The organism is Streptomyces sp. G7(2002) (genome assembly GCF_028870195.1).
Lineage (GTDB): Bacteria > Actinomycetota > Actinomycetes > Streptomycetales > Streptomycetaceae > Streptomyces > Streptomyces nigrescens.
Genome location: NZ_CP102609.1, coordinates 5,748,763 through 5,772,862 on the forward strand (window position 1 = coordinate 5,748,763; position 24,100 = coordinate 5,772,862).

General features: G+C 71.6%; 24 protein-coding genes, 1 pseudogene and 1 riboswitch. Of the genes and pseudogenes, 14 read left to right on the forward strand and 11 right to left on the reverse strand.

Annotation, left to right across the window (positions count from 1 at the left end):
• The first annotated feature begins 65 nt into the window (after positions 1-65).
• A complete protein-coding gene (locus tag NUT86_RS24450) occupies positions 66-710 on the forward strand; it encodes a pentapeptide repeat-containing protein (protein ID WP_018089749.1) in 645 nt (214 codons plus the stop codon).
• Positions 711-814: 104 nt separating this feature from the next.
• Here NUT86_RS24450 and NUT86_RS24455 read toward each other — a convergent pair whose 3' ends face one another.
• The 3 genes from NUT86_RS24455 to map all read right to left on the reverse strand — a co-directional run bounded on the left by NUT86_RS24455 (position 815) and on the right by map (position 2,985).
• Positions 815-1,312 carry a hypothetical protein gene (locus NUT86_RS24455; protein WP_018089748.1) on the reverse strand — a complete coding sequence of 166 codons (498 nt, stop codon included), beginning with the start codon at positions 1,310-1,312 and terminating at the stop codon, positions 815-817.
• 103 nt (positions 1,313-1,415) lie between these two features.
• On the reverse strand, positions 1,416-2,075 hold the full coding sequence (locus NUT86_RS24460; RefSeq protein ID WP_148592934.1) for a response regulator: 660 nt from the start codon (positions 2,073-2,075) through the stop codon (positions 1,416-1,418).
• A 142-nt stretch (positions 2,076-2,217) separates the two neighbouring features.
• The gene (gene map / locus NUT86_RS24465) at positions 2,218-2,985 is read right to left on the reverse strand and encodes a type I methionyl aminopeptidase (protein WP_274737566.1); all 768 of its coding nucleotides are present in this window, start codon (positions 2,983-2,985) and stop codon (positions 2,218-2,220) included.
• 99 nt (positions 2,986-3,084) lie between these two features.
• Here map and NUT86_RS24470 point away from each other — a divergent pair, with 99 nt between their 5' ends.
• Entirely contained in the window at positions 3,085-3,354 is a 270-nt protein-coding gene (locus NUT86_RS24470) for a helix-turn-helix domain-containing protein (RefSeq protein ID WP_274737567.1), read from the forward strand.
• A 232-nt stretch (positions 3,355-3,586) separates the two neighbouring features.
• On the opposite strand, the gene NUT86_RS24475 is transcribed toward NUT86_RS24470, so the two are convergent.
• On the reverse strand, positions 3,587-4,162 hold the full coding sequence (locus NUT86_RS24475; RefSeq protein ID WP_018089744.1) for a TerD family protein: 576 nt from the start codon (positions 4,160-4,162) through the stop codon (positions 3,587-3,589).
• A gap of 202 nt (positions 4,163-4,364) precedes the next feature.
• On the opposite strand from NUT86_RS24475, the gene arfB reads away from it, so the two are divergent.
• A complete protein-coding gene (gene arfB, locus NUT86_RS24480) occupies positions 4,365-4,793 on the forward strand; it encodes an alternative ribosome rescue aminoacyl-tRNA hydrolase ArfB (RefSeq protein ID WP_018089743.1) in 429 nt (142 codons plus the stop codon).
• Between the two features lie 59 nt (positions 4,794-4,852).
• Here arfB and NUT86_RS24485 read toward each other — a convergent pair whose 3' ends face one another.
• Complete coding sequence (locus NUT86_RS24485) at positions 4,853-5,467, reverse strand: flavin reductase family protein (RefSeq protein WP_229838630.1); 615 nt, start codon at positions 5,465-5,467, stop codon at positions 4,853-4,855.
• 312 nt (positions 5,468-5,779) lie between these two features.
• Between NUT86_RS24485 and cdgB the strand changes: the two genes are divergently transcribed.
• Together cdgB and NUT86_RS24495 are read left to right on the forward strand one after the other, a co-directional pair.
• Positions 5,780-7,456, forward strand: a complete 1,677-nt coding sequence (gene cdgB / locus NUT86_RS24490; protein WP_018089741.1) for a diguanylate cyclase CdgB — start codon at positions 5,780-5,782, stop codon at positions 7,454-7,456.
• Between the two features lie 364 nt (positions 7,457-7,820).
• Positions 7,821-8,741 carry a carbohydrate-binding protein gene (locus tag NUT86_RS24495; protein ID WP_018089740.1) on the forward strand — a complete coding sequence of 307 codons (921 nt, stop codon included), beginning with the start codon at positions 7,821-7,823 and terminating at the stop codon, positions 8,739-8,741.
• Positions 8,742-8,842: 101 nt separating this feature from the next.
• On the opposite strand, the gene NUT86_RS24500 is transcribed toward NUT86_RS24495, so the two are convergent.
• The 3 genes from NUT86_RS24500 to NUT86_RS24510 all read right to left on the reverse strand — a co-directional run bounded on the left by NUT86_RS24500 (position 8,843) and on the right by NUT86_RS24510 (position 12,129).
• Positions 8,843-9,769 (reverse strand): 1-phosphofructokinase family hexose kinase, encoded by a 927-nt coding sequence (locus NUT86_RS24500; RefSeq protein WP_274737571.1) that lies wholly within the window; start codon positions 9,767-9,769, stop codon positions 8,843-8,845.
• A 192-nt stretch (positions 9,770-9,961) separates the two neighbouring features.
• Positions 9,962-11,173, reverse strand: a complete 1,212-nt coding sequence (nagA, locus tag NUT86_RS24505; RefSeq protein ID WP_274737572.1) for an N-acetylglucosamine-6-phosphate deacetylase — start codon at positions 11,171-11,173, stop codon at positions 9,962-9,964.
• Positions 11,173-12,129: an ROK family protein gene (locus NUT86_RS24510; RefSeq protein ID WP_266447620.1), complete on the reverse strand. Its 957-nt coding sequence runs from the start codon at positions 12,127-12,129 to the stop codon at positions 11,173-11,175. Before NUT86_RS24510 ends, nagA begins: the two co-directional genes overlap by 1 nt.
• 227 nt (positions 12,130-12,356) lie before the next feature.
• Here NUT86_RS24510 and NUT86_RS24515 point away from each other — a divergent pair, with 227 nt between their 5' ends.
• The 4 genes from NUT86_RS24515 (at position 12,357) to NUT86_RS24530 (ending at position 15,738) form a co-directional block, all read left to right on the forward strand.
• A complete protein-coding gene (locus NUT86_RS24515) occupies positions 12,357-13,622 on the forward strand; it encodes an ABC transporter substrate-binding protein (RefSeq protein ID WP_159486787.1) in 1,266 nt (421 codons plus the stop codon).
• A 97-nt stretch (positions 13,623-13,719) separates the two neighbouring features.
• Positions 13,720-14,007: a DUF3263 domain-containing protein gene (locus tag NUT86_RS24520; protein WP_018089735.1), complete on the forward strand. Its 288-nt coding sequence runs from the start codon at positions 13,720-13,722 to the stop codon at positions 14,005-14,007.
• Between the two features lie 97 nt (positions 14,008-14,104).
• Positions 14,105-14,995, forward strand: a complete 891-nt coding sequence (otsB, locus tag NUT86_RS24525) for a trehalose-phosphatase (protein WP_274737574.1) — start codon at positions 14,105-14,107, stop codon at positions 14,993-14,995.
• A gap of 221 nt (positions 14,996-15,216) precedes the next feature.
• Positions 15,217-15,738: a hypothetical protein gene (locus tag NUT86_RS24530; protein WP_274737576.1), complete on the forward strand. Its 522-nt coding sequence runs from the start codon at positions 15,217-15,219 to the stop codon at positions 15,736-15,738.
• Between the two features lie 57 nt (positions 15,739-15,795).
• Here NUT86_RS24530 and NUT86_RS24535 read toward each other — a convergent pair whose 3' ends face one another.
• Positions 15,796-17,259 (reverse strand): alpha,alpha-trehalose-phosphate synthase (UDP-forming), encoded by a 1,464-nt coding sequence (locus NUT86_RS24535; protein ID WP_274737578.1) that lies wholly within the window; start codon positions 17,257-17,259, stop codon positions 15,796-15,798.
• Positions 17,260-17,472: 213 nt separating this feature from the next.
• Between NUT86_RS24535 and NUT86_RS24540 the strand changes: the two are divergent.
• Positions 17,473-17,722, forward strand: a pseudogene (locus NUT86_RS24540) (GntR family transcriptional regulator); the annotation flags it as partial.
• 39 nt (positions 17,723-17,761) lie between these two features.
• Here the strand turns inward: NUT86_RS24540 and NUT86_RS24545 are convergent.
• The gene (locus NUT86_RS24545; RefSeq protein ID WP_018089729.1) at positions 17,762-18,724 is read right to left on the reverse strand and encodes a glucosyl-3-phosphoglycerate synthase; all 963 of its coding nucleotides are present in this window, start codon (positions 18,722-18,724) and stop codon (positions 17,762-17,764) included.
• A gap of 172 nt (positions 18,725-18,896) precedes the next feature.
• Positions 18,897-19,057, forward strand: a riboswitch (SAM riboswitch).
• A gap of 17 nt (positions 19,058-19,074) precedes the next feature.
• Between NUT86_RS24545 and thrC the strand changes: the two genes are divergently transcribed.
• From thrC to groL, 4 genes are all read left to right on the forward strand, one after another.
• The gene (gene thrC / locus NUT86_RS24550; protein WP_018089728.1) at positions 19,075-20,355 is read left to right on the forward strand and encodes a threonine synthase; all 1,281 of its coding nucleotides are present in this window, start codon (positions 19,075-19,077) and stop codon (positions 20,353-20,355) included.
• Between the two features lie 78 nt (positions 20,356-20,433).
• Positions 20,434-20,712, forward strand: coding sequence for a MoaD/ThiS family protein (locus tag NUT86_RS24555; RefSeq protein WP_018089727.1), 279 nt, complete (start codon positions 20,434-20,436; stop codon positions 20,710-20,712).
• A 423-nt stretch (positions 20,713-21,135) separates the two neighbouring features.
• Positions 21,136-21,339 carry a cold-shock protein gene (locus tag NUT86_RS24560; RefSeq protein ID WP_003986833.1) on the forward strand — a complete coding sequence of 68 codons (204 nt, stop codon included), beginning with the start codon at positions 21,136-21,138 and terminating at the stop codon, positions 21,337-21,339.
• Between the two features lie 306 nt (positions 21,340-21,645).
• Positions 21,646-23,271, forward strand: a complete 1,626-nt coding sequence (gene groL / locus NUT86_RS24565; RefSeq protein ID WP_018089726.1) for a chaperonin GroEL — start codon at positions 21,646-21,648, stop codon at positions 23,269-23,271.
• A gap of 346 nt (positions 23,272-23,617) precedes the next feature.
• Here groL and NUT86_RS24570 read toward each other — a convergent pair whose 3' ends face one another.
• The gene (locus NUT86_RS24570) at positions 23,618-23,926 is read right to left on the reverse strand and encodes a hypothetical protein (RefSeq protein WP_274737584.1); all 309 of its coding nucleotides are present in this window, start codon (positions 23,924-23,926) and stop codon (positions 23,618-23,620) included.
• Positions 23,927-24,100: the final 174 nt, after the last annotated feature.

Sequence of the window (24,100 nt, forward strand, 5' to 3'; positions counted from 1 at the left end):
AGGCGCGGTGGGGCACGGACGGCTCGGAAGGCGGTGATCGCGTGGCAGGGCGCGGCAAGGAGACGGTGCGGGCGGTGCGGCGGCCGGAGGTGCGTCTTCCGGAGCTGACGGCGTACGACGGCGGTGAGCTGGAGGTCGAAGGGGACTACGACGGGCTGGAGTTCGCGGACGCCGACTGGGCCGGGCAGTCGGCGCGCGGGGCGCGCTTCATGGACTGCGCGGTGCGGCGGTGCGCGCTGGACGAGACCGTGCTCGGCCGGGCGCGGTTCATCGACAGCGTGCTGAGCGGTGTCCGCGGGGTCGGCACGGATCTGTCCCAGGCGTCACTGCGCGATGTGGAGGTGTCGGACGCCCGGCTCGGCGGGACGCAGCTGCACGGGGCGGTGCTGGAGCGGGTCGTGGTGCGCGGCGGGAAGATCGACTTCCCGAATCTGCGGCAGGCGAAGCTGCGGGACGTGGCCTTCGAGGGGTGTGTGCTGGTCGAGGCGGACTTCGCGGGGGCGCAGCTGGAGCGGGTGACGTTCGACGACTGCACCCTGACGCGGGTGGATTTCTCCGAGGCCCGGATGAAGGACGTCGATCTGCGGGGCGCGGCCGCGCTGGACATCGCCCGGGGGATCGACCGGCTGTCGGGCGCGGTGATCAGCTCTGCCCAACTCCTGGACCTGGCCCCGGCGTTCGCGGCACAGATTGGAGTACGGGTGGAGTGAGGGGGCGGCCGGGCGGCGAGTCCGGGTGGGGGTGGGCCTGGGCGCCGGGGTGCGGCGTGGAGGCGGGGCGGCGTACGGCTGGGGCTGGGCGGTCTGCCCAGCGGTCAGACGCGGGGGAAGCGGGCCTGAAGGTCCCAGATGGCGGGGTTGTCGCCGAGGCCGTCGTGCATATCGGTGAGGTCGGCGATCAGGTCGTGCAGGAAGTCGCGGGCCTCGCGGCGCAGCGCGGAGTGGTTGAAGGTGAGCGGGGCCTCGTCGGCCGGCATCCAGTCGGCGTCGACGTCCACCCACCCGAAGCGGCGCTCGAAGAAGATCCGGTCGGCGGATTCGGTGAAGTCCAGCTCGGCGTGGACCGGACGGGCGGAGCGGTTGCCCCGGGGGTCGGTGTCGAGCTGCTCGACGATGTCGCACAGCGCCCAGGCGAAGTCGAGGACCGGCACCCAGCCCCAGGCCGTGGACAGCTCGCGGTCCGTCTTCGTGTCGGCGAGATAGACATCGCCACAGAAGAGGTCATGGCGCAGCATGCGCACGTCCGCGGTCCGGTAGTCCGTCTGGGGCGGATCCGGGAAACGGCGGGAGAGGGAGTAGCCGACGTCGATCACACCTAGATGGTGTCACGCGGTACGAAGCCGCCATCTGGCGCCTCCGGTGCGTCCGGTGCCTCCGGTGCCTCCGGTGCGTCCGGTGCCGTCCAGTGCCGTCCGGTCAGGGCACCAGGCGCTGCTCCCTGGCGACGGAGACCGCGGCGGTCCGTGAGTTCACACCGAGCTTGTCGTAGAGCACGCCCAGCTGCGTTTTGACCGTGGCCTCGCTGGTGGCGAGCGCACGGGCGATCTCGCGGATGCTCAGCCCGCGGGCGAGCCGGCGGAGGATGTCGAGCTCCCGGTCGGTGAGGGTGGGGCGCGGGCTGCGCATCTGGGCCAGGACGCGATGGGCGACCGGCGCGGCCGGTGTGCTGCGGCCCTCGGCCGCGGCCCGGATCGCGGCGAACAGCTCCTCGGGCCGCTCGGCCTTGAGCAGATGCCCCGCGGCGCCGGCGTCGAGGGCACGGGCGATATCGGCGTCGGTGTCGTAGGTGGTCAGCACGAGGACATGGGGGGAGCCGGGGGCATCGGGGCGGGCGATGCGCCGGGTGGCCTCGACACCGTCGATACCGGAGCCGAACTGGAGATCCATCAGGACCACGTCGGGCCGGAGCGCGGCGGCCAGGGCCACGGCCTCCTCACCGCTCGCGGCCTCGCCGATGACCTCGATGCCGGGGGCGCTGCTGAGCAGGGCGAGCAGCCCCGCGCGTACGACGGCATGGTCGTCGCAGAGCAGCACGCCTACGGGAGTGTGCGCGGATTCGGCGGCGTATCGGCTCATGGGCTGCGCTCCAGGAGGACGGCGGCCGACGGGACGGTGCCTCTAGCCGGCGCCGCTTCCATCGTGCCTTCACGGAGCCGTTCGCGCAGACCGACGCCCCGCAGCTCCCGACGCCGCCCGCCGCCCGCCGCCCCCCAAGGCACTACGCCCTGGTCAGCACCCGCGGTCCCTCATTCGTCACCGCCACTGTGTGCTCGAAGTGGGCGGCGCGGGAGGTGTCCGTGGTGCGCAGGGTCCAGCCGTCGCCGGCCGCGTAGTAGTCGTCCTTGCCGCCGGCCAGGAACATCGGCTCGATGGCGAGGACCAGACCGTGGCGGAGGATCATGCCGCGGCGCGGGCGGCCCTCGTTGGGGACCGACGGGTCCTCGTGCATCTGCCGGCCGATGCCGTGTCCGCCGAAGTCCTCGGGGATGCCGTAGCCGGCGGCGCGCCCGATGCTGCCGATCGCATGGGCGATATCGCCGATCCGGGCGCCGACCACGGCCGCCGCGATGCCCGCCTCCAGCGCCCGCCGGGTCGTGTCCATGAGCCGCTGGTCCTCGGGGCGGGCGGCGCCGACCGTGAAGCTGAGGGCCGCGTCGCCGGCCCAGCCGTCCACCAGGGCGCCGCAGTCGACGCTCACCAGGTCGCCGTCGCGCAGCCGGGTCCCGTCCGGGATGCCGTGCACGATCGCGTCATTGACGGAGACACAGAGGACGGCGGGGAACGGGGTGGGGGCGAAGGACGGGCGGTAGCCGAGGAACGGTGAGTCGGCACCGGCCTCGCGCAGAACCGTACGGGCGGCCTCGTCCAGGTCCCGCAGCCGCACACCCGGGGCGGCCGCCGCCCGCGCCGCCTCCAGCGCGTCGGCGACGACCCGGCCGGACACCCGCATCGCGTCCAGTGCCGCATCCGTCTTGAGCTCCACCATGTTCCCGACCTCCTGCTCACAGCCGCCCGCGCCGCGCCCCGGCGACGGCAGGCGGTATTTGTTTACCGGTATTTGTTTACCGGTATTAGTATCACGAGCATGGTGCGAACCCCCCTGACCCCTCGGGAACGTGAACGCGGTGAGCGACTCGGCGCGCTGCTGCGGACGGCGCGCGGCGAGCGGAGCATGGTCGAGGTCGCGGCGACGGCAGGGCTGTCCGCCGAGACGCTGCGGAAGATCGAGACCGGCCGGGCGCCGACGCCGGCGTTCTTCACGATCGCCGCGCTGGCCGGGGCGCTCGGGCTGTCGCTGGACGAGGTGGCGGTACTGGCCACGCCACCCGAAGCGCCCGCGGACGCGGCCGCCTGAAGGAGGCCGTCTGAACGAGGCCGTCTGAACGAGGCCGCCCGAACGAGGCCGCCCGAACGAGGCGGCGTGGCGCCCACCGACTGCCGGGCGGCTACCGCAGTGTGGGCGAAGAACGCCCCCGCACACGCGCACTGAGGCCCCCACAAACCAAGGCCCCGAACGCGCCGAGGGCCGGCCCCCCATGGGGAACCGGCCCTCCGTTGCGCTGGCTGCGCCAGGATGCAGATCTGGCTCAGACGTTGACGCCGAAGTCCTGCGCGATGCCGACGAGGCCCGACGCGTAACCCTGGCCGACCGCGCGGAACTTCCACTCCGCGCCGTTGCGGTACAGCTCACCGAAGACCATGGCGGTCTCGGTGGCGGCGTCCTCGCTGAGGTCGTAGCGGGCGATCTCGGTGCCGCCGGCCTGGTTGATGATGCGGATGAAGGCGTTCCGCACCTGGCCGAAGTTCTGGCTGCGGTTCTCGGCGTCGTAGATCGAGACCGGGAAGACGATCTTGTCGATGTCGGCGGGCAGCGCCGCGAGGTTGACGTTGATCTGCTCGTCGTCGCCCTCGCCCTGGCCGGTGACGTTGTCACCGGTGTGCACGATCGACTGGTCCGGCGTCGCCTTGTTGTTGAAGAAGACGAAGTGCTGGTCGGAGAAGACCTTGCCGCTCGGGTTGACCGCGATCGCGCTCGCGTCGAGGTCGAAGTCCGTGCCGGTGGTCGTGCGGACGTCCCAGCCGAGGCCGACCGTGACGGCGGTCAGGCCCGGTGCCTCCTTGGTGAGGGAGACGTTGCCGCCCTTGGACAGGCTTACAGCCATGGGATGTCCCTTTCCTTGTCGACTCGTCGAAGCGTCGGGCTCCGCACTGCGCACGAAGCTACCGTTACCCACCACAACGCCATGAGGGGACCTTCAGGTTCCTGCAGTCTTTACTCTCTTTGCCGAATTCTGATGTGAACGCTCGGCGAGGACCCCGAAAAGCGGGTGACGGGGCCGCGCGCGGCGCGGGATCATAGGACCCATGTCCGGGCCTTATGTCATCCGCGGTTCGGTCGTCCTTCCAGAGGCCGAGCTCGTCTGGCGTTTCTCGCGTTCCTCAGGTCCGGGCGGCCAACACGTCAATACCAGCGACAGCCAGGTCGAGCTGCGCTTCGACCTCGACAAGACGCAGGCGCTGCCGCCGGTGTGGAAGGAGCGCGCCCTGGAGCGGCTGGCGGGCCGGCTGGTCGACGGCGTGCTGTCCGTACGGGCCTCCGAGCACCGCTCGCAGTGGCGCAACCGCGAGACCGCCGCCGTCCGGCTGGCCGCGCTGCTCGCCGAGGCCACCGCCCCGCCGCCCAAGCCGCGCCGTAAGTCACGGATCCCACGGGGCATCAACGAGCGGCGGCTGCGCGAGAAGAAGCAGCGTGGCGAGACCAAGCGCGGCCGCTCGGGCCGCGACTGGGGCTGACCGCCCCCGCCCCCGGCCTCACCCCGGACGCCCCAGCCTCACCCCGAACAGCCCCGGCCTCACCCCAACTGGTGGTACTTCCCCCGGAAGTACGTCAGCGGCCCGTCGTCCTCGTTCGGGATCGTCGTGGCCAGGACGCGTGCGATGACCAGCGTGTGATCGCCGGCCACGACCCGCTGCTCGGTACGGCACTCCAGGGTCGCCAGCGCGCCCCCGATGAGGGGAGCACCCGACGCTTCGCCCCGTACGAACGGAATGTCCTCGAAGAGCAGCCGGTCGCTGATGCGGCCCTTCATGGCGAATCGTCCGGCGATCTGCCGTTGGTGTCCCGACAGCACCGACACGGCCCAGTCGGGCTGCAGCTCCAGCAGGTCGTCCATCCGTGAGTCGTTGCGAACGCTCACCATCACCAGCGGCGGGTCGAGCGACACCGACAGGAATGCCGTGGCGGTCATCCCGACGTCCTCGCCGTGCGGCCCGCCGTCCGGGTCGTGGGCGGTGATCAGCACCACGCCGGCGGCCAGGCGGGACAGGGCGGCACGGAACTCGTCGTCACTCACCCCAACAGCATGCGGGATCGGCGCGTCACCCGGCACGGAAGCGAGGGCGACGGCGGGTACGGGGTGGGCGACGGGCCCGGAGGCCGCCGTATCGGCGGGAGTCTTCGTGAACACGCCATAAACGCTAACTTCGGCCGACCGTGATGCGCATCGGGCCCCGGGACCACTCGCGTCCTAGGTCTGACGGCGGAGGACCGAAAGGCTCGGAATTTGCGTTCAGTAAGTGTAGAAAGAGTGAAGGCGCGCTCCCGTGGCGGTTTTATGGAAGATCGCCAACCGTCCTTCATTGTTTGTGACTTGAGTCACAGCAGGCGCTAATTGTTGACCCTGTGTACCGAGTGAACAGCTCACTGTGATTCAGTGAGCGTGGAATCGGACGACAAGAAATCGTGGAGTTTGCTGTCGAGGTCTCAGGGAGAGCGAGCGATGGAGACCGAGTCGGAGCCATACGTCCGTCTTGCGACCCTGCGGCAGCTGCACCAAGTGGTCGCCGAGCTGAATACCGCACGTAGCCTTGCGGACACCTTGCAGACAGTCGCCGACGGCGTGATCACCGGGCTCGGCTACGAGCTGGCCGCGGTCAATCTCGTCCGTCCCGACGGCGATCTCGTCGTCGCCGCGGTCGCCGGCAGTGCGGGCGCCGAGGCGCTCATGGCCGGACGCGTCGGCTCCCGCGCCTCCTGGGAGCGCCGGCTGTCCATGGGCGAGCGCTGGGGCGACCTGTGCTTCATCTCGCACACCGAGGGCTGGGTGCTCGATGACGACGACGTACCCCAGTGGCACACGGCCGGACCCGCGCCCCGGTTCCCCGACGAGTGGCACCCCATGGACCGCCTCTTCGCGCCCATGTACACCGCGGCGAACGGCGGCGGCGAACTGCTCGGGGTGATCTCCGTCGACCGGCCGCGCAACGGCCGGCGGCCCGGGCCCTGGGGCCAGGAAGCCCTGCAGATGTACGCCTTCCAGTCCGCCATCGCGATCAGCAACGCCCGGCTGCGGGCCAACATGCAGCGCGCACTGGTCCGGCTGGAGCGCGAGCAGCAGGCGCTGCGCGCCAGCGAGGAGAGCTTCCGGCAGGCGTTCGAGTATGCGCCGAGCGGGATGGCCGTGGCCGAAATGGGCGGTGACCAGCACGGACGGCTGCTCCGCACCAACGACGCGCTGTGCCGGCTGCTGGGCCGCCCGGCTTCCGGGATGCGCCGCTACTCCTTCTCCGACCTCGTCCACCCCGAGGACATCGGCACCCTGCTGCGCACCTCCGCCGAGGGCGGCCGCGCCGAGCTGCGGCTGGCCCGCCGGGACGGCACCTACGTGTGGGTCTCGCTGCGCAACTCCGTCGTCGCCGACACCACCGACGGTCCCCGCTTCCTGCTCACCCACGTCGAGGACATCGAGGAGCGCAAGCGGCACGAGCTGCAGCTCGCCCACCGCGCCAGCCACGATTCGCTGACCGGGCTGCCCAACAGCGCCGAGCTGCGGGCCCGGCTCGGCGCCCGGCTGTGCTCCCGCCCGCCCGGCTCGATGGCGGACGCCTACGCCTCCTCGGGCACCCTCAGCGTCGATCCCCGCGATCCGCACGGCTTCCGGCCGGATGCGAAGGAGCCCTTCGACGGGCTCGACGGCTTCGAGGGCGGGCCCCCGCCCCCGTTCGACCACCATGTCCATCTCGTCGCTCCCGCGGACGGGCCGGCCGACGACGGCTCCAAGGGGCTCGCGGTGCTCTTCTGCGACCTCGACGGCTTCAAGTCGATCAACGACCGCTTCGGGCACAACACCGGTGATGCGGTGCTGATAGAGGTCGCCCGCCGGCTGACCAGCGGGGTCCGGGACGGCGATACGGTCGCCCGCCTCGGCGGCGATGAGTTCGTGGTGCTCGCCGACGGACTCGGCACCGCCGACGCCCAGGACCTGGCGGTCCGGCTGCGGAACGCGATCATCCCGCCGATCCGGGTGGAGGGCCGCGCGGTCCGGGTGGGCGCCAGCTTCGGCATCGGCTGGGCGAGCTGCGGGATGTCGGCCGAGGAAGTGCTGGAGTCGGCCGACCAGCGGATGTACGTCGAGAAGCGCTCCCGCTCGAAGGCGAACCGGCGGGCGGCGGGCTGAGCGGCCGGTGCCCTGCTGCGACGGCCGGTGCTCCGCGGCGACGGCCTGTGCCCCGCGGCGACGGCCTGTGCCCCGCCGCGACGGCCGCTGCCCCGCCGCGGCGGGCGGGCCGGTGCCGTGACGGCCGGGTGGGCGCGATGCCGCGTATCTCACACCGGCCCCGCTCCGGCCCCCACACCAGCAGTTCACCGATCCGTAGCGATCTTGTGGCCCTCCGGGCACGGTGTGCGCAGGCCGCGACGGGGTAGGCTGCGCCGATGCGGCGCGGCGCCGCCGGGGGCCCGAAAGACAGTTCGCGCATTGAAGCCTGCGGACGCGTAGAGACGCGTACAGACGCGCACAGATCGCTTGGGAGTGACACGGAATGACGGCCGGCAACAACGGCGCGGACACGCCGGAGAACGACGACCCGTTCGCCTACCTCTACCGCGCGGAAGGCGGCGAGGGCGGCGCCCAGGGCTCGGCGGGCGACGGTGCGGCGCCGCGGCAGCCGGGGGTCCCGCGTACGTCCTACAACCAGGTGCGCGCGGTCGGTCAGCGCCAGTACGGCCAGCAGGCCCCGCAGCAGGTGACGTACGGGCAGCAGAACGCCCACTACGCCGCACCGGAGACCCTGCCCGGCGGTGACCGCACGCGCTCCGCCCCGGCCCCGGGCAACGGCGGCCAGGAGCCGCGCCGCGGCCGCAACGGCCTGCTGATCGGCGCCGTCGCCGTGGTCGCGGTGGTCTGCATAGGCATCGGCGTCGCGATGCTCACCAACGGCAAGGACTCCAAGGACGAGAACGCGGGCAAGCCGGGGCCGACGGCCGGGGACACGGTCAAGCCCAGCGATGCGCCGACCAGTAAGCCGTCGGCCGGTGAACTCCCGAAGGGGGAGGCGGGCAGCCTGCGCCTGGAGGGGGGCCCGACGACCGCCAAGGAAGTCCCGGGTGCCCGCTCGGCGAGCGGCGTGTACGTCGCCGGGTTCAACCAGGTGGGCGCGAAGGTGCAGTGGACCTTGGAGGTCCCGCAAGAGGGCGACTACCGGCTGTATGTGCGCTACGGCATCCCCGGGGAAGACGCCAACGCGACGCTTGCGGTGAACAGCAAGCCGAACGGCCAGCCCCTCGGCATGAAGAACTTCATCCACTCCCCGAAGGGGGACTGGGAGAAGGGCTGGCAGACGACGTGGGCCCCGGTCACCCTGAACAAGGGGACCAACGTCATCGAGCTCTCGTGCGCGCAGGGCAATCAGTGCAATGCCAACCTCGACCAGCTCTGGCTGCAGCGCGGCGCCAAGAAGTAGGACGCGGCCTCTCGGTGTTTCGGCGTCTAGACGTCTCGGCGTCTCGTCCGGAAGTGATCGTTTTCCGGGGTCATGGCCGGAGCGGTCCGGCCGCCGCCCTCTCAGACCACCGCCGGATGGTCCGTCACCACCACGCGGGACAGCAGCTCTTCATACGTGGCCGCGTCGAACTCGCCCGCTGCCGGGGCCCGTACGGTCGCCGCGGACAGGGCCACCGCTCGGGTCAGCCGGTCCGGCCAGGGCAACTCCTCGACCAGGCCCGACAGAAGGCCGGCCACGGCTGAATCGCCGGCGCCGGTCGGGTTGCCGGCGATCCGCCGCGGCGGGGCGGCCTGCCAGGCGCCGTCGGCGGTCACCGCGAGCATGCCGTCCGGGCCCAGCGAGGCGGCCACTGCATGGGCGCCGCGGCGGCGGGCGTCACGGGCGGCGCGCAGCGGTTCGGTGCTGCCGGTGAGCGCGGCGAGTTCATCGGCGTTGGGCTTGGCGACGTCGGGGCGGGCGGCCAGCCCGCGGCGCAGCGGTTCGCCGCTGGTGTCGAGGAGGACCGGGACTCCGGCGCTGCGCGCGGCCCGGGTGAGGCGGGCGTAGACGTCGACCGGGACGCCCGGCGGGAGGCTGCCGCAGAGCGCCACCGCCCGTGCGTCGGCGAGCAGTTCGCGGTAGGTGCCGAGGAAGGTGTCCCATTCGGCGGGCGAGACGACCGGGCCCGGTTCGTTGAGCTGGGTGGTGTCTCCGGTGGCGGCGTCGGCGACGGCGACCGTGCGGCGGGTGGCGCCGCCGACCGGGACCAGCGCGTCGGTGACCTCGGTCTCGGCGAGCAGTGCGCGCAGCGCCGCGCCGGTGCCGCCGCCCGCGAAGCCGGTGGCGACCGTACGGTGGCCGAGCGCGGCCAGCACCCGGGCGACGTTCAGGCCCTTGCCGCCGGGGCGTTCGGACACTTCCGTGACCCGGTTCGTGGTGTGGGGGTGGAGCCGGGGCACGCGGTAGGTGATGTCCAGGGCGGCGTTCAGCGTGACCGTAAGGATCATGGTCGCCCCTCCGGGCAGTCATGGCCGGGCGGCCGGGCGTCGGGCAACCGCGTTCGGCGGTGGCATGCGGACAAGTGCGCGAGCGATCATGCCATCGTCGGTGGTGGTTGGCCCAGACCCGGTTGCGCCGCCCTGGGGGCCACGGCCTGTAAGAGGGGCGGCCGTCCACGGTCCCGGTGCGCGGGCGGAGCCTCAGGCGCCCTTCGGGCGCACCAGCCACTCGCCCCGGCGCATGACGCCTACGACGTCGTATGACGCGTCCAGCACCACCAGGTCGGCGTCCTTGCCGGTCTGCAGGGAACCGGCCCGGCCGTCGATGCCCAAAAGGCGGGCAGGGTTGGCCGAAAGTGCCTGTACGGCCTGGTCGATCGTCAGGCCGTCGAGGGTGACGGCGCGTTTGAAGGCGCGGTCCAGGGTGAGGGTGGAGCCGGCGATCGAACCGGCCGTGGGGCCTTCGCTGATGCGCGCGACGCCGTCCTTGACCTCGACCTGCATCGGGCCGAGCGGATACATCCCGTCGTTCATCCCGGCCGCGCCCATCGCGTCGGTGATGAACGCGACCCGCTCGGCGCCCGCCTCACGGACCGCCAGTTGCAGGACCGCGGGGTGCAGATGGGTGCCGTCGTTGATGAGCTCGACGGTGATCCGCTCGTCCTCCAGGAGCGCGGCGACCGGGCCGGGCGCACGGTGGCCCAGTGCGGGCATCGCGTTGAAGAGGTGGGTGGCGACGGTGGCGCCCGCGTCGATGGCCTCGCGGGTGGCGTCGTAGGAGGAGTCGGTGTGGCCGACGGCGGCGATCACGCCCGCGTCGGCGAGCAGCCGTACGGACTCCAGGCCGCCGGGCAGTTCGGGGGCGACGGTCATCATCGACGTGGTGCCGTGCGCGGCGTCGAGGAGCTTGCGGACATCGGCCGGGTCCGGGTCGCGCAGCAGCTCGGGCTGGTGGGCGCCGCAGCGGTGCGGGGAGATGAACGGGCCCTCGAAGTGGATACCGGCCAGCTCGCCCTGCTGCACCAGTTCGGCGAGCACCGCGGCCTGCCGGGCGAGCTCGGGCAGCTCACCGGTGACGGTGGAGGCGACCATCGAGGTGGTGCCGTGCCGGCGGTGGGTCTCGACGACCGTCAGGCACTCCTCGGGGTCGGCGGACGAGAACGAGCCACCGCCGCCGCCATGGACATGCACATCGACGAAGCCGGGGACGATCAGGTGGCCCGTCAGGTCCACGACACTGCCGGACACCCCCTCGGCCAGATCGACGTCCCGGCTGTGGACATCGCCGATCAGGCCGCCCTCGACGGTGATCCGGCCGCGCTCGACCACACCGGACGGCCGGGCGATCCGGGCGCCGGCCAGGATGGTGCGCGGGGGGTCCGAGGGCCGCTGCGCGGACTGTTGCTGTGCCATCAGGCGGTTACCTCCGTGGAGAGAAGATCCCGGGCGAGCAGTCCTGCGCCCAGGCACCCGGCGGCGTCCCCGAGGGCCGCCGGAACGATCGAGGGGAGCCGCTGGAACGTAACGCGCCGGCGGACCGCTTCCCGCAGAGGTGTGAAGAGCGTGTCGCCCGCCTCGGCGAGCCCGCCGCCGATGATCAGCGTCTGCGGGTCGAGCAGGGTCAGTCCGGTGACCAGACCGTCGGCGAGGGCGTCCACGGCGCGCTGCCACACGGTGTGCGCCCGCGCGTCGCCGGACGCCACGGCCTTGGCCGCGTCCGCCGCGTTGGCCCGCGGATCTCCGCAGGCCGCCGCCCAGTCACGGCCGACCGCGGCGGCCGAGGCCAGCGTCTCCAGGCAGCCGCGCTGCCCGCAGCCGCACTCGCGCCCGCCGGGCCGTACGACGATGTGGCCGATCTCGCCCGCGCCGCCGTGGGCACCGGCCTCGATCCGGCCGCCGATGCCGATGGCGCCCGCGATCCCGGTGCCCAGGGGGACGAACAGGAAGCGGTCGGCGTCCCGGCCCGCGCCGATCCGGCCCTCGGCCAGACCGCCGGTGCGGACGTCGTGGCCGAGCGCGACCGGCACCCCGCCCAGCCGCTCGGACAGCAGGTCCCGCATCGGGACGTCCCGCCAGCCGAGGTTCGCGGCGTAGACGGCGGTGCCGGTGCGCTCGTCGACGATGCCGGGGACCGCGACACCGGCCGCCGCCGCGGGGGCGCCGTAGCGGGCCGTACCGAGGTCACGGAGCTCGGCGGCGAAGCCGAGGACGGCCTCGACCACGGCGTCGGGGCCGCGCTCGCGGCCGGTGGGGCGCCGCGCCTCGTACAGGAGCACAGGAGGTGTGCCCCCGGAGGACGCGGTGTCCACCCCCACGAGGGCGGCCTTCATCCCGGTGCCGCCCACATCCAGGGCGATGACGTGTCTCACGGGAACAGTTTTGCGCGATCCGGCCGGAAAGGTCTAGTCCACTCACCGGAGCGATCGGGCGGGACGGACGGCCGGGAAGGCCGTTACCGGCGTGAACCGGGGGGTGGTGTAGACCTTGTAAAGAGGGCAGGGGAGACTCGCTGTTGATGCCGTTGGAGGGCGACCCCCGACACGGCCGGGGCATACCCGACAAGCACGGATTTTCAGAACAAAGGGCGGGAACAGCAGTGCAGCGGCGGTACTTGAGCCTGGCGGCGGCAATCGCCACCACCATGACACTGACTCTCACCGGCTGCGGCAGCGGCTCCGGTAGCGACGACGTCACCCTCAAACTGATCGCGGCGGACTACGGCGACAGCCGGTCCAACGGCTCCCAGCGCTACTGGGACGAGCTCGCGCGCGCCTTCGAGAAGAAGAACCCCGGCATCAAGGTCGATGTCGAGGTCTACAGCTGGACCGATGTCGACAAGAAGGTCGAGGACCTGGTCAAGGACGGCCACGCCCCGGACCTCGCCCAGATCGGCGCCTACGCCGACTACGCGGCCAAGGGCCAGCTCTACAGCGCCGACCAGCTGCTCTCCATCCCCACCCAGGCCGACTTCACCCCCTCCCTCGCGGAGGCCGGCGAGTACAAGCGGGTCCAGTACGGCATGCCGTTCGGCGCCAGCACCCGGCGGCTCTTCTACAACAAGAAGCTGTTCACCGAGGCCGGCATCACCAGCCCGCCGGAGAACTGGAACGACATCGCCCAGGACGCCCAGCTGCTGAAGGCGAAGGGCGTCAAGCTGCCCTTCGCACTGCCGCTCGGCCCGGAGGAGACCCAGGCCGAGACGATGCAGTGGATGCTCAGCGGTGGCGGCGGCTACACCGACGGCATCGGCAAGTACACGATCGACTCGCCGGAGAACGTCAGGACCTTCAAGTGGCTGAAGGAGAACCTCGTCGGCAAGGGCCTGACCGGCACCGACCCCGCCAAGCTCAACCGCGAGGACGCCTTCGAGCGCTTCGCCGACGGTGAGGTCGGCATGCTCAACGGCCACCCCACCCTGATGAAGCAGGCCGCGGCCAAGGGCATCGACTACGGCACCGTCGAGCTGCCCGGCTCCCACGGCAAGGCCAAGGCCACCATGGGCGTCGCCGACTGGATGATGGCCTTCAAACAGGGCGGCCACCGCGCCCAGGTCGGCAAGTTCCTCGACTTCGTCTACAGCAAGAAGAACGTCGAGAAGTTCTCCGGCGAATACGGCCTGCTGCCGGTCACCACCTCCGCCTCCCAGACGATGCTGGCCGACGACAAGTACGCCAAGTTCCACGGCTTCCTCAAGCAGCTCGCCAACGCCGAGTTCTACCCGGCGAACAAGACCTCCTGGCCGCTGGTCTCCAAGACCGTCAAGGCGAAGATGGGCGCCGCGGTCGGCCCGAGGGGCAACCCGGCCGGGGTGCTCACCGACATCCAGAACACCGCGGACGCGACGGACCAGAGCGCCGAATGACGCAGTGCGGGCGGGAGTACGGGCAGGCTGGCCGGCGCCCTGCGGCCGGGGCGACGGGCCGGGCCCTGTCCGACCGTGCGCTTATCGTGGAAGCGTGATGACGGGCGGTACGGCGGGTGCGGTCGGTCCGGGCGGCGAGCCCGGGGCCGACGGGCGCGCCCCGGGGCTCTCGGCCCGGGACGAGGCGGTGCTCGCCGTCGAGCGCCGCTCCTGGCCCGGCCCCGGCCCCAAGGAGCGCGCCATCCGCGAACAGCTCGGCATCTCCCCGACCCGCTACTACCAGCTCCTCAACGCCCTGCTGGACGACCCCCGCGCGCTCGCCCACGACCCCGTCACCGTCAACCGCCTGCGCCGCATACGGGACGCCCGCCGGGGCCGCCGCTGACCCGGGCGCCCCGGCCGCCGCCCCGATGCGCCCGTACACCCCCGGCTGCCGCCGGAGCTCCCCCCGGCGCCCGCCCCGCGCCGGTAGGGTCGGCGCCATGGGCAGCCCCCCGAACGCCGCGCCGCAGTCCCAGCCGACACCCGGATCCGTGCCGACCCCGCACACCCCCGCCGGCCGCGACGGCCTCGCCGCACTGCTGGCACACCCGGAACGCGCCGTCATCGCCCTCGACTTCGACGGCACCCTCGCCGAGATCGTCCCCGACCCGGAGAAGGCCCGAGCCCATCACGGCGCCGTCGCCGCCCTCGGCCGCCTGGTGCCCCGGCTGCACGCCGCCGCGGTGATCACCGGCCGCCCGGCCACCGTCGCGGTCCGCCTCGGCGGCTTCGCGGACGTACCCGGCCTGGACCACCTCACCGTCCTCGGCCACTACGGCGCCGAGCGCTGGGAGGCAGCCAGCGGCACCGTCCACGCCCCCGCCCCGCACCCCGGTGTCGCCGCCATACAGGCCGAACTCCCCGGCGTCCTGGACGCCTCCGGTGTCTGGCACGGCACCTGGATCGAGACCGCCATCGAGCGCAAGGGCGGCCGCGCCATCGCCGTGCACACCCGCCGCGCCACCGACCCCCAGGACGCCTTCGACCAGCTGCGTGGCCCGCTCACCGCGCTCGCCGAACGCCACGGCCTGATCGTCGAACCGGGCCGCCTCGTCCTGGAACTCCGCCCGCCCGGCATGGACAAGGGCGTCGCCCTCGCCGAATGGGTCCGCGAGACCGGCGCCGCCACCGTCCTCTACGCCGGTGACGACCTCGGCGACCTCGCCGCCTTCGCCGCCGTCGAAAAACTCCGCTCCGACGGCCTGGCCGGCGTCCTGGTCTGCAGCGGCAGCAACGAGGTCACCGAACTCGCCGAACGCGCCGACCTGGTCGTCGACGGCCCGGCCGGGGTCGTCGGCCTGCTCGCCGCCCTGGCCGAGCGGCTGGACTAGGGGCGGAGCCAGGGCGCGCCCGTGAGGTGCCCGGCCCACCGGCCCATCACTGCGGCCTGCCCGGCCCTGGGGGACCGGCCCTGTGACGTACGTCCTGTCGCCGCTCGGAGGGCCGCCTTACGCTGGCCGGCCACGCGCGCCCCGAGCGCGCCGAGTGCTCGCGACCGGGTCACACCCAGGTGACAGAACGACGGCGGGCACGTGTGAAGGACGGTTTCCCCATGCCAACCGATCTCTCGCCCGTCATCGCTGCCTCCACTCGCTGGCTGCTGTCGGCCTTCCCGCCGGCGGGCGGCCCGCTGGACCATGCCCTGGCCGAAGCCCAGGCGAGTCACGCGGTCACCATCGCCGCGGCGCTGCGCTACCCCACCGCGCTCGACGCCGAACTGCTGCACCTGCTCGGCCCCGGCGGCTCCGCCCGGCTGGACTCGGTCACCGGTGCCGATGCCCACCCCCTGGAGGGCGCCGCCCACGCCTGGCGCACCTCGGTCGACGAAACCGTCGTCAGCTGGGCGGCCTGTCTGCTGGCCGACGCCGAGCTCGCCGTCGTGGCAGCGGCCTGCCTGGCCGCCACCCACCACGGTGCGCACGGCGTGGGCGACGCCCGGCGGCTGACGATTCCCAGCCCTCGCGATCAGCGCGCCGCGCCGCTGCTGCGCCACCCGGACCTGCTCGGCCCCATCGCCGCCCTCCACCGCGAGGTTCTGCACGCCCTTCTCGGCACCACCCCGGTCGACAGCTGATCCGCGCGCAGGTCACCACGGTCCCCGCCCGCGGGAACGGTCGTCGCCGAAGACGCTTCAGCGGGCGTCCGCCCTCGGAGTGACCTCCTTCAGCGCCCGCAACTGCTTCAGGAACCACTGCGCGGGCGGCAGCGCCGTGGCGGCCGCGGCGAGCCGTGCCGTGCGCTCGCTGCGTTCCCCGGCGTCCATCGTCAGCGCCTCGTGGAGCGCCCGTGCGGTGCCGCTGACGTCGTACGGATTGACGGTGAGGGCGTCCTGCCCCAGTTCCTCGTGGGCGCCCGCCTCCCGGGAGAGCACCAGCGCACAGCCCTGGTCGGAGACCACCGGGATCTCCTTCGCGACCAGGTTCATCCCGTCCCGGATCGGGTTGACCAGCGCCACGTCCGCCAGGCGGTACGCGGCCAGCGAGCGCGCGAAGTCGTCCTTGACGTGCAGCACGACGGGCTGCCAATCCGCCGTCCCGTACTCGGAGTTGATCGCCTCGGCGACCCGCCCGACCTCCGCCGTGTACTCCCGGTAGACGGCCAGGTCCTGGCGTGAGGGATAGGCGAACGCGACATGCACCACGCGCTCGCGCCACGACGGGTGTTCCGCAAGGAGCTGCCGGTAGGCGAGCAGCCCCCGCACGATGTTCTTCGACAGCTCGGTCCGGTCCACCCGGACGACGGTCTTGCGCACCGCCCCGTCGGGCCCCGTGCCGATCTGCTCCCGCAGGGTGGACAGCCGCTCGGCGACATCCTCCTGCTGCGACCGCTCGCGCAGGAACCCGGCGTCCGCCCCGAGCCCGTACACGCCGATCCGGGTGTCGCCCGTGCCGCCGACTACCGCGGCGCAGCATGCGGCGAACGCGTCCGCCCAGCGACGGGTGAGGAACCCCAGCTGGTCGGCGCCCAGCATGCCCTCCAGGAGCTGCCGTGCGATGTCGTCCGGCAGCATCCGGAAGTACTCCGGCGGCGCCCACGGCGTGTGCGAGAAGTGCGCGATCCGTACGTCGGGCCGCAGGGTGCGCAGCATCCCCGGCACCAGGGCCAGGTGGTAGTCCTGCACCAGCACCGCCGCACCCTCGGCGGCCTCTTCGGCCAGCGCCTGGGCGAAAGCGCGGTTGTAGCTCTCGTAGGACGCCCACTGCGCCCGGAACTCCGCGTCGAAGACCGGTTCCAGCGGTGTCTGGTACAGCATGTGGTGGACGAACCACAGCGCGGAGTTCGCGATGCCGTTGTAGGCGGCGGTGTACACCTCGGCGGGAATGTCCAGCATCCGGACGCGTTGTCCACCGGTGTCGCCCGGGTCCAGCCCGCCACCCGTCCGCCGTACGGCCTCCCGGTCACCGTCCCCGAGCGCGGCACACACCCACACCGCCTCGGCATCGGACCCGATGGCCGACAGCCCGGAGACCAGCCCGCCCCCGCCCCGCTTGGCGGTCAGCGTCCCGCCCTCCTCCAGGGCGTACGAGACCGGTCCGCGATTGGACGCCACAAGAACCTCGGCACCCGCAGGGGCCGCACTGCGCTCGGAAGCCATGTCGCGACAGTAACCCGCTACAGATCCGCGCAAACGTACGGAAGCGGTCAAGGGGCGCGGGTCCGGGTGTGCTCCTCGGTCGCCTCCCGGCAGGAACGCGTCGACCGGCCACGACGGCTCACCCTCGGCGGGTTCCGGGTGCCTGCACCCGAGACGGTCGCCCCGGCTGCGGGCGATGCGCAGCGAGTCGCCGAGCGCGCCCGTCAAGCAACAGACTCTGTCATCGTGCGGCGGCGCAGGTTCGTGCTCGACGGTAAGCCGGTGATGCTCTCCACCTCCTGCCTCCCCGCCGATCTCGTCGCGGGATCAGCGATCACACAGCCGGATACCGGGCCCGGCGGCACGTACGCCCGTCATTCTCATCAGCCGCACTGCGATGACTGCGGGCGGGCGCACGGTAGAGGCCAACGAGATGATCCTCGACTCGTCTGCCTACGTGCTGGAGTACGGCTTCGACGCCTGAGGCTCAGGCCGCGCGAGGGGGCCCGGGCCGCGCGGGCGCTCAGGCCGCTCGTCGCGCCGCGTACTCCGGGATTTCGGCCATTGGGGGGCGCTCCTCGGTGTCCACTTCCGTCGTGCGGGGGACGAAGCCCTCGTCGCCGCGGTCGAACTGGGTGAGGCGGGGGCGGACCAAGTGGCCGCGGGTCAGGCGTAGTTGGGCGGTGCGGTAGATGGCGGCGGCCATCCGGCCCAGGGCCTGGCCGTCCTGGTGGCGGTGTTTGCGTACGCCGACGTCCACCTGGGCGAGGGCGTCGAGGCCGACGGTGTGCAGGGCGTCGACGAGCAGGCCGAGTTCCACGCCGTAGCCGACCGGGAACGGCAGCCGTTCCAGGAGGGAGCGGCGGGCCGCGTACTCGCCGCCCAGGGGCTGGACGAAGCCGGCCAGCTGCGGCCAGTGGAGATTGAGGAGGGGGCGGGCGACCAGCTCCGTCACCCGGCCGCCCTGTCCGGCCCCGGCGCCTTCGCCGCCGGTCTCCAGCGGGCGGTCGTACATCGCCTTCACGAACTGGATGTCCGGATCCGTCAGCAGCGGGCCGATGATCCCGGAGACGAAGGCGGGGGAGAATTCGCGCAGGTCGGCGTCGATGAAGCAGATGATGTCGCCGGTGGTGGCCAGCAGGGAGCGCCACAGCACCTCGCCCTTGCCGGGGAGGGCGGGCAGGCGCGGGAGGACGCTGTCGCGGGGGACGACCCGGGCCCCGGCCGCCGCGGCGACCTCGGCGGTGCGGTCGGTGGAGCCGGAGTCCAGCACCACCAGCTCATCGACGAGCGGGACCGCCTCGGTCATCAGCTCGGCACGGATCACCGCCACGATCGCCCCGACCGTGGCCTCCTCGTCGAGCGCGGGCAGCACTACGCTGACCGTACGGCCCGTCTGGCGCTTCGCCTCCAGCAGCTGCCCCAGCGGGCGGTCCGCGGCGGACCAGGAGTGGCTGCTCAGCCAGCCCTCCACCTCTTCCAGCACGTCTACGACTCCTCGGTCGCCGCCCGATCGGCGGTCTGTGTGATCCATCTCGCGGTTCGGACGACTATCTCAACTGTCAGTGCCTTCGGTTACAGTCTTGAACAACGCGGATGACCGTCGCATGTCGGGGTCGCCGCGCCACAAACGCCTGGGTTTCGGCCCAGCGCCATACCGCTCATCCAGAGGGGCAGAGGGATACGGCCCGTTGAAGCCCCGGCAACCCTCCAGCCGGTCTTGCCGCCAGGACGCTGACGTCCCGTGCGCGTGAGGCTCCCGGCTAGGGAAGGTGCCAAATCCGTCTCGTGGCGAGATTCGTCGCGAGGAAGATGAGGAGAAAGGGCCTCGCCTCCATGGCTGTGCAAGTCACCGAAAACACCCCCACCGTCGCTCTGGGCCCCGCCGCAGCCCTGTCCTGCCGCGAGTGCGGACAGCGCTTCCCGCTCGGCCCGATCTTCGCGTGCCAGGAGTGTTTCGGGCCGCTCGAAGTCGCGTACGACCTGCCGAGCGGCGACCCCGAGAGCCTGCGGAAGCAGATCGAGGCCGGTCCGAACAACATCTGGCGCTACGCCCCGCTGCTGCCCGTCCCCACCGACGTGGCCGACAAGCCCAACCTGAACCCCGGCTTCACCAAGCTCGTCCAGGCCGACCGGCTCGCCGCCGAGCTGGGCGTCACCGGCGGGCTGTACGTCAAGGACGACTCGGGCAACCCGACGCACTCCTTCAAGGACCGCGTCGTGGCGATCGCCGTCGAGGCCGCCCGCGCCTTCGGCTTCACCACCCTCTCCTGCTCCTCCACCGGCAACCTCGCCGGTGCGGTCGGCGCCGCGGCGCGCCGCGCGGGCTTCAAGTCCTGCGTCTTCATCCCGCACGACCTGGAGGCCGGCAAGGTCGTCATGGCCGCGGTCTACGGCGGTGACCTGGTCGGCATCGAGGGCAACTACGACGACGTCAACCGCTTCTGCTCGGAGCTCATCGGCGACCCGCTGGGCGAGGGCTGGGGCTTCGTCAACGTCAATCTGCGGCCGTACTACGGCGAGGGTTCCAAGACGCTCGCGTACGAGATCTGCGAGCAGCTGGGCTGGAAGCTCCCGGACCAGATCGTCATCCCGATCGCGTCCGGCTCGCAGCTCACGAAGATCGACAAGGGGCTCAAGGAGCTGATCGCCCTCGGCCTGGTCGAGGACAAGCCGTACAAGATCTTCGGCGCCCAGGCGGAGGGCTGCTCGCCGGTGTCCACGGCCTTCAAGGCCGGACACGAGGTCGTGCGCCCGCAGAAGCCGGACACCATCGCCAAGTCGCTGGCGATCGGCAACCCGGCCGACGGTCCGTACGTGCTCGACATCGCGCGCCGTACGGGCGGTGCCGTGGAGGATGTCAACGACGAGCAGGTCGTCGACGCGATCAAGCTGCTGGCCAGGACGGAAGGGATCTTCGCGGAGACCGCGGGCGGAGTGACCGTCGGCGTGACCAAGAAGCTGATCGAGGAAGGTCTGCTCGACCCGTCCCTGACCACCGTCGTCCTGAACACCGGTGACGGCCTCAAGACACTTGACGCGGTCGCCCCGACCTCCGGGCCCACGGCCACGATCCGTCCGAACCTGGACGCGTTCCGCGCGGCCGGCCTCGGCTGAGGCCGCCGGCCCGTCCGGCGGACGAGGCCGCGCCACAGCCCCCCGAACTCGTACTCCGTACCCCTGGAAGGCAGAACCATGAGCGTCAAGGTCCGCATCCCCACCATCCTCCGCACGTACACCGGTGGCCAGGCCGAGGTCCCCGCCGAGGGCGCGACCCTCTCCGAGGTGATCGCCGACCTGGAGCAGAACCACCAGGGCATCGCGGCCCGTGTGCTGGACGACGCCGGCAAGCTGCGCCGCTTCGTGAACGTGTACGTCAACGACGACGATGTGCGCTTCGAGCAGGGCCTGGAGACGCCGACCCCGGACGGCGCCGGCATCTCGATCATCCCGGCCGTGGCCGGCGGCTGCTGATTTGCGCCAACTCTTCTCCTGCATGACCGGAATTGCCCCGTCCGCCGGAAAGCGGACGGGGCAATTCCGTGTTGTGAAAGGAGATACCATTGGGGTGATCCCCCTCCGGATATCACCGTGAGCGTGCCGAACGCATATGTGTTCGCGGTCAGTTGTGTCCAAAGTGTGGGCGGTATTTGTCGCCTAGGTGCGCTATGCCCGGCCCGACTTGCCCTGGAGAACCAGGATTTCGCCGCATATTGCCGATTCTCCGGCGCCAGATTTCTCGTCCGATTGACCTGTTGCTCTGGGCATCTGTGCAGATACATTCAGCGGCGGTCGACGCGTTCCGGCGCACACCCCACGGGCCTTTCGCGGGGTGAGGTCTGACCCGGGTCCGCGGAGTGCGGTCCTGCGCAAGGGCCAGTAATAGGGGAGTTAGGCATGGCTCAGGGCACCGTCAAGTGGTTCAACGCGGAGAAGGGGTACGGCTTCATCGCGGTCGACGGTGGTGCGGATGTTTTCGTCCACTACAGCGCGATCCAGATGGACGGCTACCGCACCCTTGAGGAGGGTCAGCGAGTCGAGTTCGAGATCTCGCAGGGCCAGAAGGGGCCGCAGGCGGACATGGTCCGGGTGGCCGGCTGAGGCGCCGACCAACTACTGCGTGAGGAAGGCCCGTACCCCTGAGGGGGGTACGGGCCTTCGGCTGTGCGCCCACCCGTCGCCCGACCGCCGCCCCTCAACGACGCCCCTCCGGGCGGCTTGCACTCGCACCCCACGAGTGCTAATCATTGGCGTTAGCACTCTCCCAGTGAGAGTGACAAAGAAGGACCGGGTCGGTGAGGCCCGTAGGCCGCGTGGGGCAAGGAACCACACAGGTCTGCAGGTCGTCCGTCGCGGGCGCCAGCGCGGTCCGGAGCAATCCACCCCAGTCCGGGAGGACCACTTCACATGGCCAAGATCATCGCGTTCGACGAGGAGGCACGGCGCGGTCTCGAGCGCGGGATGAACCAGCTCGCCGACGCCGTCAAGGTCACCCTCGGCCCCAAGGGCCGCAACGTCGTCCTCGAGAAGAAGTGGGGCGCCCCCACGATCACCAACGATGGTGTGTCCATCGCCAAGGAGATCGAGCTCGAGGACCCGTACGAGAAGATCGGCGCCGAGCTGGTCAAGGAGGTCGCGAAGAAGACGGACGACGTCGCCGGTGACGGCACGACGACCGCGACCGTCCTGGCCCAGGCCCTGGTCCGCGAGGGCCTGCGCAACGTCGCCGCCGGCGCCAACCCGATGGCCCTCAAGCGCGGTATCGAGCGTGCCGTCGAGGCCGTCTCCGCCGCCCTGCTGGAGCAGGCCAAGGACGTGGAGACCAAGGAGCAGATCGCTTCGACCGCCTCCATCTCCGCCGCTGACACCCAGATCGGCGAGCTGATCGCCGAGGCCATGGACAAGGTCGGCAAGGAAGGCGTCATCACCGTCGAGGAGTCCCAGACCTTCGGTCTGGAGCTGGAACTCACCGAGGGTATGCGCTTCGACAAGGGCTACATCTCGGCGTACTTCGCCACCGACATGGAGCGTATGGAGGCGTCGCTCGACGACCCGTACATCCTCATCGTCAACTCCAAGATCGGCAGCGTGAAGGACCTGCTGCCGCTCCTGGAGAAGGTCATGCAGTCCGGCAAGCCGCTGCTGATCATCGCCGAGGACGTCGAGGGCGAGGCCCTGTCGACCCTGGTCGTCAACAAGATCCGTGGCACCTTCAAGTCCGTTGCCGTCAAGGCCCCGGGCTTCGGTGACCGCCGCAAGGCCATGCTCGGCGACATCGCCATCCTCACCGGTGGCACCGTCATCTCCGAGGAGGTCGGCCTCAAGCTGGAGAACGCCGGTCTCGAACTGCTCGGCCGCGCCCGCAAGGTCGTCATCACCAAGGACGAGACCACCATCGTCGACGGTGCCGGCGACAGCGAGCAGGTCCAGGGCCGCGTCAACCAGATCCGTGCCGAGATCGAGAACAGCGACTCGGACTACGACCGCGAGAAGCTCCAGGAGCGTCTGGCGAAGCTGGCCGGCGGCGTGGCCGTCATCAAGGCCGGTGCCGCCACCGAGGTCGAGCTCAAGGAGCGCAAGCACCGCATCGAGGACGCCGTTCGCAACGCGAAGGCGGCCGTCGAGGAGGGCATCGTCGCCGGCGGTGGCGTCGCCCTGCTCCAGGCTTCCTCGGTCTTCGAGAAGCTGGACCTCGACGGTGACGAGGCGACCGGCGCCAACGCCGTGAAGCTCGCGCTGGAGGCCCCGCTCAAGCAGATCTCCGTCAACGGCGGCCTCGAGGGCGGCGTCGTGGTGGAGAAGGTGCGCAACCTGGCCGTCGGTCACGGTCTGAACGCCGCGACCGGCGAGTACGTCGACATGATCGCCGAAGGCATCATCGACCCCGCCAAGGTCACCCGCTCCGCGCTGCAGAACGCCGCCTCCATCGCGGCGCTCTTCCTCACCACCGAGGCCGTCATCGCCGACAAGCCGGAGAAGGCCGCCCCGGCGGGCGCTCCGGGCGGCATGCCGGGCGGTGACATGGACTTCTGATCCTCTGGATCGGAACGCTGATCCTCCCGGATCACACGTCCACACGTTCGTCGGGGCGGCACCCTCCTCTCGGGGGGTGCCGCCCCGGCGGCGTTTTTCGGGGGTTTTCGGGGGCGGCCCGCGGAGTCTCTGCCGGGCGGCGTCGTCTCCGCCGGCCCGCGGCGTCTTCGCGGGCGGTGTCGTCTTCGCCGGGCGGCGTACGGGATTTACCGTGCCGGCGTGGGGGCGGGCCGTAGAGGGGCCCGCGAACCACGGTTCGTACGGGGGCGGTCGGGGCCGATGCGGCCGGCGGCTGAGTGCGTTCGCCGGGGGACGGATGCCGAACCCGCTGCGGGAAGGGGCGCGATCAGGGGTGCTGCGCCTGGCCCTTACGACGGATGAAGCAGCCCCCGACGCACAGGGCCCCGCTCACCGCCAGCAGGACGGCTCCGACCAGGGTGGCCGGTCCCGGCGGGGGATCGAGGTCGACGTCCAGCGTGCTCTCGTAGGCGAACTGGACCACCTCGCGGACGTGTGGCCCGGACGGCTGTGGCGGCACGTACGGCGGTGGCGTCTCGCCCCGGAGCAGCAGTGTCACCCCGGCGACGGCGAGTACGAGGGCGGTGCCCGCCACGGTCAGCCTGGCGCGCCACGGGCGGCGTAATCGGATCCCCATGCGCCGACCCTAATACGCCCCGCGGGTACGGATTCCGGCCCAACCGCGCCCCGCCACCCACACCTCCACTTCACGCCACCTTCACCACTCCACTACACCCCTCTCCGCGCCCCACAGGTCTCTTGTGCGCCAACCGCCATACGGGCACGCGGAGAACACCTCCTGCGGCCCACG